4 protein-coding genes are annotated in these 9,690 nt (G+C 31.7%); 1 reads left to right on the top strand and 3 read right to left on the bottom strand.

Features of this window, described 5'->3' with window-relative positions; translation table 11 throughout:
* The 3 genes from ABJD66_RS06705 to ABJD66_RS06715 form a co-directional block, all read right to left on the bottom strand.
* Positions 1–2,433: right-handed parallel beta-helix repeat-containing protein (locus ABJD66_RS06705; protein WP_348129631.1), on the bottom strand; the 2,433-nt coding region annotated here is incomplete at its 3' end.
* A gap of 53 nt (positions 2,434–2,486) precedes the next feature.
* Positions 2,487–4,424, bottom strand: coding sequence for a T9SS type A sorting domain-containing protein (locus tag ABJD66_RS06710; protein ID WP_348129634.1), 1,938 nt, complete (start codon positions 4,422–4,424; stop codon positions 2,487–2,489).
* Between the two features lie 57 nt (positions 4,425–4,481).
* The gene (locus ABJD66_RS06715; protein WP_348129636.1) at positions 4,482–8,087 is read right to left on the bottom strand and encodes a carbohydrate-binding protein; all 3,606 of its coding nucleotides are present in this window, start codon (positions 8,085–8,087) and stop codon (positions 4,482–4,484) included.
* A gap of 959 nt (positions 8,088–9,046) precedes the next feature.
* Here ABJD66_RS06715 and ABJD66_RS06720 point away from each other — a divergent pair.
* A partial coding sequence (locus ABJD66_RS06720; protein WP_348129639.1) for a hypothetical protein occupies positions 9,047–9,690 on the top strand: 644 nt, incomplete at its 3' end.

Genomic DNA, 9,690 nt, shown 5'->3' on the forward strand with positions numbered 1-9,690 from the left:
GGTATTAAGTGTTCCGTTATTACGGTCTAAACCTTGTGTTTGGCAGTGGTTAGGCAATAAGCCGTATACATTAGTTCCGTTTTCTACAACTTTCCACTGTTGGTGTTTGCCAGCTGCACTAGTATAAGTTGCTACTTGTACTTTATTCTCACATTTAGCATTAGGCACTTCTAAAAACCTATTGTTTGCTTTGTTCTTTATAGTGTATACGTTATCACCTAAATGTGTAAAAATCCATTTTTGATCATCAAAATTACCCGGATTTACCATTTTAGCGTTAAATATCTCTAAGGCTCTAGATAAAAGTCTTTGGTTAGAGGTTACAGACTCTAAAGTATACATACCGTTATCTATTAACTGAGAAGTTATTGGCAAAGCATCATCACCCTTACCTTTTAATAATACTATAGCAGAGTAAGGAGCTAAAGTTATATTGCCTGTGTAATTTTTATGCTTAGCATCTACATACTCTGTAGACCCTAAACTCACAGATTTTGCAACACCTGTATTATTTACTTCAAATTTTATAAAAGTATTAGGGTTTGCTGTTGTTGCAAAAGTAACCGGAGCACTCTTTCCTTTTTTCTCGTAATTAGGATATTTAGATTTAAATTCATCTAAGTTATACTCTGTATTTTGTCTGCCTGCTCTTATACTAATTTGTTTGCTTCCATTAAAAGGCATACAGTAATAATTACTATTTACATCACCTAAAAAGGTATTAAAACCAGCATCTGTAATTTGGTTAGTATACCTTGCAGAAAACTGATTTGGATTTTTACAAAACAAAATATTATTAGTTATAGTGTTATTTGTTGATTTTGCTACACTACCACCAGCACCAAAACTATTGCTATAAGTAGATAGTACCAATCCATTATCACAATTATAAACTGTATTATCTTTAATTGTATTTTTACTAGACAAGTTTGCCATTAAACCCCAACCTACTATATTGTATACTGTATTCTCATAAATTAACTGGTTTTGGGAATCGTTATCTATATAAATACCAGCTGTTTTAAAGCCTCTACCACTTGGTATGCCTCTAATTGCACCAGGAGAATCGTGTACAATATTGCTATAAATGCTGTTATTTCCGTTTTTATTACCAACAGAATATATACCACCACCATCATCTTTAGTATAACAATAATTACTAATGTTGTTATACCTAATTTTTAAATTACCACCACCAAAATTTAATGCATGATAACCTATATCTTTAATTGTGTTTTTTTCTATAATGTTAGTAGAGGATCCAGATTTACTAATAAACCTAACTCCTGTATAACCAATAAAACCTGGTGCACCCATACCAGTACGCATACCAATATTTTTAACTGTATTATTGCTAAAGGTTAATCCATTTATACCTTCCCAACGTATTGCTACGTTATTACTTTCTTCAAAAACAGTATTTGTTACTTTAATATTGCTTAAGGTAAAACCTAAAGACAAGTAGTTATTACCATTGTAAAAATTACAGTTTGTTATAGTTAAGTTAGATGCACCACTAATAGATAAAGTCTGACTTAAACCTCCTTCTACTCTTAAATCCTGAATTTTAATATAATTGGTATTATTTAAAGCTAAAGCCTCTTCCCCTGATGGTATTTCTACATTTAAATTGTTAGGGTTACCATTGCTATACAAATACAAAACACCAGCATTGGTATCGTGTGCCCATTCTCCGTTTTTGTCTAATGTGTTAACGTGATTCTGAAAAAAGTATCCAAAATTGTTTTCCAAATTGTTTTCAAAACCTGCACTAGGATCAGATAAACTAAAATTTACCGTTGTACCTCCGTGAGATGTAACTGTTTCTACCTTTACATTATCGTCTGTAGTTCTAATAGTAATTTCACCGCCTTTAAACCTATTTGATGCATATGGTAAACTTGATGCTTCTGAAATAGATTTATTATTTCCTGCGTGAGATTTTATTGTTCTGTAACCACCATTAGCTGCACTAACATTTGGTTCCCTACCTATTTGCTGTGCTTGGTTGTTTAAAAACAGAGACGCAATTCTACCATTATTTACCTTACCTAGGTTTGTTTTCCAGATATTACCACTATGGCGTGTCCAGTTATTAACCCTTTTTGTTGCTCTAATTACTGGTTTTGCGCCAGAACCATACGCCTTTAACACAATAGATTTACCAGATGATCCTTTTTTTCCTTTTAAATCCAAAGAACCATAAAAAACGTCTCCTTTATTAAAATTGATAATATCACCTGCGTTAATATTGTTTTTTGAGTTATTTACTTTATTTATTGTTTTCCATGCAGATGCTTCAGATGTTCCGTTGTTAGCATCGTTACCAGAAGCACTAACGTAATAGTTTTTTTGTGCAACTACAGATAGTGCGCTTAATAATAGAAAAGCACAGAACAAATATGCTTTTATTTTTTGTTTATTTAATATCATAGCAAGAGTATTAAAAAGCCGCTTAACTATAATAGCTAAGCGGCTTTTGATTATTATTTTTTTATAAATTGAATGCCTTTTTTTCCTTGAATTAAAATTATATATTTTCCTGGTTTTAAACCAGAAGTATCTAAGGTTTCTGCAGAACTATTAGCTACTTTTTTAAATACTACATTTCCTGAAAAATCATATATAATAAGCTCCTGACCTGATTTTATATTAGAAACTGTTACATAATTTTGCGCAGGATTAGGATATACTTTTATAGAAGATGTAAGTTCTTTTGCCTTTAAACTTAGTATGCTTTTAGAAGCAGCTGAATTACAACTTAACTTTAGCTCTAATTTTGGTGGTTTTACACCTTCTTTAGACCAAAAAGAAACATCGTTACCACTAACTTGTTTTACAACTAAGGTTAAAGTTTCTCCTGGTTGTAATTCCGTTAGTGTCCAACTATAAGTTTCACCCTTTGCATAAGTAGTTGTTAATGTACCTAATTTAGCACCTTGTAAAGGTTTGTTTGTTGTAGACAAATTATCTTCTGTCCAACTATTAGATTTACCTTTTAAAACATCAATACGGCCACTACCACTATCTGTAGACACAGTTAATTGCAACTTAGCATTTACAATAGATGCAGAATTAGCAGGTATTTTAAACTGCAAGTAACTAACTCGTTCATTGCCCTCTACTCTTAACTCATTAGTATTATATTTAGCTGATTGCTGTAAGTATGCATCATTAGCCCCAGCAACCGTTACTGTACTATTACAAGCATTAGAGCCTCCTGTATTTTTACTCAAAATTATAGGATACAATGTACCTCCCTTAGGTGTTAAACTTGCAGATAATGCAGGGAAATTAGTAGCAGGATTAGATGGCTTTACTTGTCTAGGTCCCTTATATAATAAACTAGGATTAGACCAAGGCCTGGCATTATTATGGTTTTTTTCTAAACAGTTATTTTTAAAAATAAAATTAGGCTTTTCTGAGTTTTGATGCTGACTAGACCAAGGTCCCATAATAGCATAATAGTTAGGTTCATTACTATTGTTGTAAACCGCATTAGGTGTATCTGCTTTAGAGTTTGGCATATCAAAAGGCAAAGTAATTTTATTATTCTCTATTAAATTATTGCCTTTATCTCCGCTATGGAAACTTACCTCTTGTCTAAAATCATTATCATAAACCACATTGTACTCTACATTACCTCCTTGTAAAGAAATATGTCTTAAATGTGTAACCTTACAACCCGTAATTAAATTATATGCACCTTGAATAAAAAAATATCCTTGTGCGCCACCTGCTTTTTTATGCGCACCATCAACGTTTAAATCTCTTAACGTTATATGATTTGCTGGTACTCTAACAGGATCTCTAGCAGAATTTAAAATGTTAACTTTATCTAACCAACAATCTTCAGAGTCATTAAATTTAACAGAGATATTATTGTTACTTTTTAGCTCATCATTAGCATCCAAACTATAGTTCCAGTCGTATTTTGGTTTTCCCCAACTACCTTGTATAGTTAGTGTGTAAATACCACTTTTACGAACCTTATAAAAACTAAAAGCATCACCACTGTTCATTTTTATAATACACTTTACATTATCTCTGCTTTCTCCTATTAAAGAGACATTAGATTTCATTTTAATTCGCTTATCAATAGTATAAGTTCCATTTTTAAGTAAAACTGCTACTAACCCACTTTGTTTAGATGCATCATTTATAGCACTATTAATAGCGTCACTATTTGCTCCGTTTGTAAGTGTTTTTACAATTTTTACATCTTTTAAAAACGGAATACCACCTCTAACACCGGCTTTTTGCCATTCTTTCATTTGCGGGTAACGGTTATCATACTTACTAGCATCAAACGTTACTCCTGGATCACCTACTTTTAATTGAGCACTTACTTTTTGACCTATTAATAATAAAAAAACTAAGCAGCTAACAACATTACAAACTTGTTTAAAAAGAGAAGTTTTCATAATTTTTAATTTTTAAAAAAGCTATTTGGGATATACTCCCAAATAGCTATAGGTTAATTATTTTTTTAAAAAATGAATGCCTTTTTCTCCTTGAGTTTTAATTATATATTTACCCGATTTTAAGGTTGATACATCTAAGGTTTCAGCTGTAGTACTAGCTACTTTTTTAAGTACTACATTGCCTGTAAAATCATATACAATAATTTGTTCTCCAGTAGTAACACCAGAAACAGTTATATAATCTTGTGCAGGGTTAGGAAAAACTTTAACCTCGCTACTCATAACTTTTAAAGTAACAGCAGCACTTCTAGAACTAGAACAGCCCTCTAAAACTTCTTCTGGTCCAGACCCAACAGGTTTAGTATACGTCTTAGAAAGTACAAACTTATCCATCTCAAACCCATCCTCTCTCATTGAAAAAGAAATTGTATGTACTCCTGCACTTGGTACATCAATAAATATTTTTTGTGGTTCTCCACAATGATTTGCATTTGTACGTTGTTTGCTCTCCCAAGTCCATTGTTGTTTACCAGAACACCATTGCATTTTTTGTCCTGAAGCTGGCCAAGTACCATTAATACCAACGTGTACACCATTATCTTCAGACCCTGTAGAATGAGCTCTTACCCATACAAAATACTTTCCTGGACTAGTAAACTTAACTTTGTAATCTACTATTGCTATTTTTCCTGGTTGATTAGAGAAACTCTGAGCATTAAGAGGATCACTGTGAGTTACCCTTGTATCTGGTAAAATTTCTAAATATCCATTACCACTTGCTCCGTTATAGTGGTTTGCATCTGGATCTGGAGTTGGAGTACCTGTTGTAGTTTCATTAAAAGTATACCATTTTCTATCACCATCTTTAGACTGACTATGAAAATGTTCTGCTTCTACTGCTACTACTCCATTTTTTTCTACAGCAACACAATCATTGCCAGGCTCTACAGTAATAGCATCTTCTTCAAAAATTAGCTTATTTACATTAAATAAATAACCAGAACCACCTGTAAAGTTTAATTGAAGTGTTTGCTCACCTGCTTCTAAATTAACAGTTGTGCTTACCGTTTGCCAAGTTTGCCAGCCTCCTGTGTTTGCAACTGTTAGTTCACCAACACTGGTACCATCTGCATTAATCTTAATTTTACCTCCTGTAGTTTTTGTTGCTACTTTAGCCTGTACTTTATAAACACCTGCTTCTGCTACACTTACTTTGTAGCTAGTAAAATCACCACTTTCTACATATCCAATGTTTTTTCCTCCACCAACATCAGATGTGTTTTCTACTTCAATACCTAATTGATCTGTAAAACTTTCTGCTTCTAAAATTCCTGGTAAAGAAATAGAAGTATCAACTGCACTACTAACTTCATCACACTCAATATTTAAAATAAGTCTTGGAGAAGCCACTCCTTCTTTTGAAGAAAAAGAAACATCGTTACCACCTGTTTGCTTTACAATTAAAGAAATTGTTTGTCCTGGTGTTACGTTAGACAGGTTCCAAGTGTATGTATTACCAATACTGTAATTGGTATTTAATGATCCTAATTTAACACCTTCTGATGGTTTGTTAGAATTAGACAAGTTAGCCTCTGACCAACTGTTTGCACTACCTTTAAAAACCTCTATTAAGCCATTACCACCATCACTAGAAACTGTTAACTCTAGTTTTGCACTTGTAACCGTTTTAGTTGTTGCTGGTACGGTAAATTGTAAGTAAGCCAGTCTTTTACCACTCTCAACTCTTAAATCGCCGTTATTAAACCTTGTTGTTCCTTGCAAATAAGCATCTTGAGCTAGTGTTGCTGCTAGGTTATTAGTACAACCACCTGCATTACCGTCGTCATTTTTACTTGTAACTAAAGCAACCCAGTCATTATTATCTGGAGCTACTAAATTAGAACCCAAAGTAGTTTTAGCTGTTAAATTACCTCCTGCTCTAGGGTTAAACCATTGCACATTATATTTATTGTTACCACTAGGTAAGCTTAAAGATGTGCTTCCTCCGTTTGGTCTGTAAATAGCATATGTTTTTCCTTCTTCAGCAAAAACATAATCTTTACTATCTGCAGTAATACCATCATCAGAAACCATTTTTGTTATACCAGATAAAAGGTTTTCATTAAAAAAGTTAAGAGCATAGCTTCCTTCTTTATATTTAGCTCCTCTTTTTCTATGATCTTGACCGTTAAGATCTCCATCATCACTAGTGTAACCACTGTAATACTCTACACCAGCACCACCAGCTAATAATGTTGCCCAAAGTACTTTTTCTCTAACCTGCTTGTCAGACACCATGATACCTTGTGTTGCACTACCTTGCTCATCATTTGCTACCACCCATTTTCTACCAGCATTTCTAGAGTTTATTACCCATCTACGTATATCTTTATGTACGTTATTTTGACTTGTTTGTACAGATACACCTGTAAGGTTAGATTTGTTACCAATTAACGGATTGTATCTTTGGTCTTGTTGTCCTGGATATGTGTGTAATACAATATGGTGCTTATACGGATCTAGATTTTTTATGTAATTAACTGTAGATTTTACAACTTCATCTTTAAGTGTCGTTTCTTCAGATAAGTTCCAGTTTAATGCCAAATGGTGACCAAATCTAGCAATTAACTCGCGGTAATACAGTTTTCTTTCTCTACCAAAAGTATGACCATCCATTTTTTCACAATTCTCTGTTTCCATTGTTTTAAAATGCAGATACATTCCTTTTTTATCAGCGTATTCCATCACTTTCTCCCACTGGGCAAGTTTAGATACATCAAACCTATCTTTATGTAATTTATTCCATTGTCCAGATTTACCCGTACTAGAATAATCGCTTGATGAAACTTTTAGTATATGAGGAAAAACAGCGCCATCATCACCACCAGCTGCCCATGTTAAAAAAGATATCACATTTGCTCCCTGACCAGATAAGTAATTAATAGAACCTAGCAAACCTTTTCCTTTACCACCGTTCCAAGTATAAGCACTAGCATCTGTAGCTACATAATCTCTAGTATGTGCTTGCCAAGTTTTACTTTTGTTACCACCTGCTGTGTTACCAGGTGTACCATCAAAATCTACGTAGTGAAACCTATTTTCTGGAGAATCTGCGCCTACTTTTAAAAACCAAGGACCATTTGGTTTATTAGGGTTAGTACCAGTATGTTTTAAATAGTGTTCTCCCACATACTGTAGCCTACCTAGGTTTTTTCTTCTAAAATCTTTACCAGATTTATCAGATTCTGCAATGTTAAAGGTTCCGGTTGCACCATTCATAAATCCTGCATTAGAACCACCACCATTAATAGCTACATTTGATCCTGACTTAAAAACAGCTGTCCAGTTCCAAGCTCCAATATCATCCGGAGCAAAATTTACTCTCCATTTATTACCAGAGCTACAACCTGTGTTTTCTGCATCACCACAAGCTGCAAAATAACCAGGCACAGTATAACTTCTGCTACTGCTTATGTGTGTAAATGTAACGTCTAACCTGTAATCTGAAAATGGATTTGGATTAGAGGTCTCTGTTGTACTTGGCCCATTAAATGTTAACGATAATTTGTGCCATCGTTTTAGTTCTCCGTCTGGAGTTTGAGCCTTTAAAAACACGCTTACAAACAAGCATGTAACTAATAAAAAAGGTTTTAATAATTTCATAGTAGTAAAATTAAATTAAGAATTAATTAATTGATAATAAATTACTTATGACCTAAATAAAAGATTTTGACTTTGTTTTTAACAGATAAGAATAGACATACCAGTCCTATTGCCCTTGAAGATAAATTATAAAATTTACGCACAAGGAACTTTCTAATGTCTATACCTTTTTGTTTAAAAAACTTTAGTAAGTAGTCATAAGATTTATTATATTTTTATGTAAAAGCAAAAGTCTGTTTTCATAAAAAAAAGCACAGCTACAACTAATAATATAACCTGTTAGAGTATTAACTATAATCTAAAAAGCAGCTATATTGTATAATTACACACTATATATTTTTTATAAAACAAAACTTTAAGCTGTACAGCCTAATAAAGAATGACTAAATTTTAAATAGTTATTATAGAAAGAGTTACAAGCCAAAAACTTGTTTTTAGCAATAAAGTAGAATTTGAGTACAATTTTCTTCATATCGTAAATAATTAAGTTTGTAAAATGCTTGGGGAATTCAAAGGTAAGTAATTTCTTATAAAGAAATAAAAATAAATACTACATAATTTAATTAATTTAAAACAAAGGATTATGTAATTCTATAATGTAATATACAACTACATTTTACGTAAGATAAGACTATATTATTAAAAGAATAATCTGTAATAAATAAGCAAACTTACAGATAAATAATAAATATAAAAGTTCATAAAAACATAAACAATACAAATATCAAATAACTAATTAAGAAGTCTTTAACATTTAGGTGAAAAAAGAACAAATTAGTATTTACCAACCATACATAAAAAGATACAGTCTATAATTAAATGCCTGCTTTCTATACTATTGTAACAAAATAGTTAAAATTTTAGGTGTTAAAAATACTACATAAACAAGAAGTATTTTGTAGCTTTATAGTACCATTTAAAAGTTACAAACCTTTAACCCCCTTTTTTCCACCTATACTATGGGCAAAAAACTCATACTCATATCTGTAGTACTATTCTTGATAATTTCTGTGATTATATGGAACGTTTCATATAATCAAGTACAGTCGTACACAAAAAATATAGTTTTGGTAGAGAGTATTAAATCTACCAACAAGCTAGTAGAATCAGAATCAAAACTAAATGAATTATATAATATTAGTAGAAAAAACGTATTATTTATTAGTCAATTAGTAGAATTAGATTTAGAAAATAACGTATCTATCTTAGAAATTGAAAAAAAATTAAAAAGTTTTATTGATGTAGACTCAAATTATTTTCAGGCTAGATTAATTAACACTAAAGGTATAGAAGTTATACGTGTAGATATAGACTCTTTAACTTCATCTGAAAAATTTCAAGATAAATCTAACAGGTATTACTTTAAAGAAGCTATACAATTACATAAAAACGAAGTTTATGTTTCTCATTTAGATCTTAATGTAGAGAAAAAACAAATTGAAAAACCATACAGGCCAACTATACGATTTTTTACACCAGTATATGCTAATAAAAAATTACAAGGAATTGTTGGTTTAAACTTAAATGCAAAAAACTGGTTTAAAAACTTAGATAATTATAATCTAACCATTTTAAATGCAAAAGGTGAAATATTCTATGGAGA

The organism is Cellulophaga sp., assembly GCF_039943695.1.
In the GTDB taxonomy this organism is placed as follows: domain Bacteria; phylum Bacteroidota; class Bacteroidia; order Flavobacteriales; family Flavobacteriaceae; genus Cellulophaga.

Coding starts and splice junctions, on each gene's coding strand:
- ABJD66_RS06715 (WP_348129636.1), bottom strand. CDS start 8,087: ATGAAATTATTAAAACCTTTTTTATTAGTTACATGCTTGTTTGTAAGC.
- ABJD66_RS06710 (WP_348129634.1), bottom strand. CDS start 4,424: ATGAAAACTTCTCTTTTTAAACAAGTTTGTAATGTTGTTAGCTGCTTA.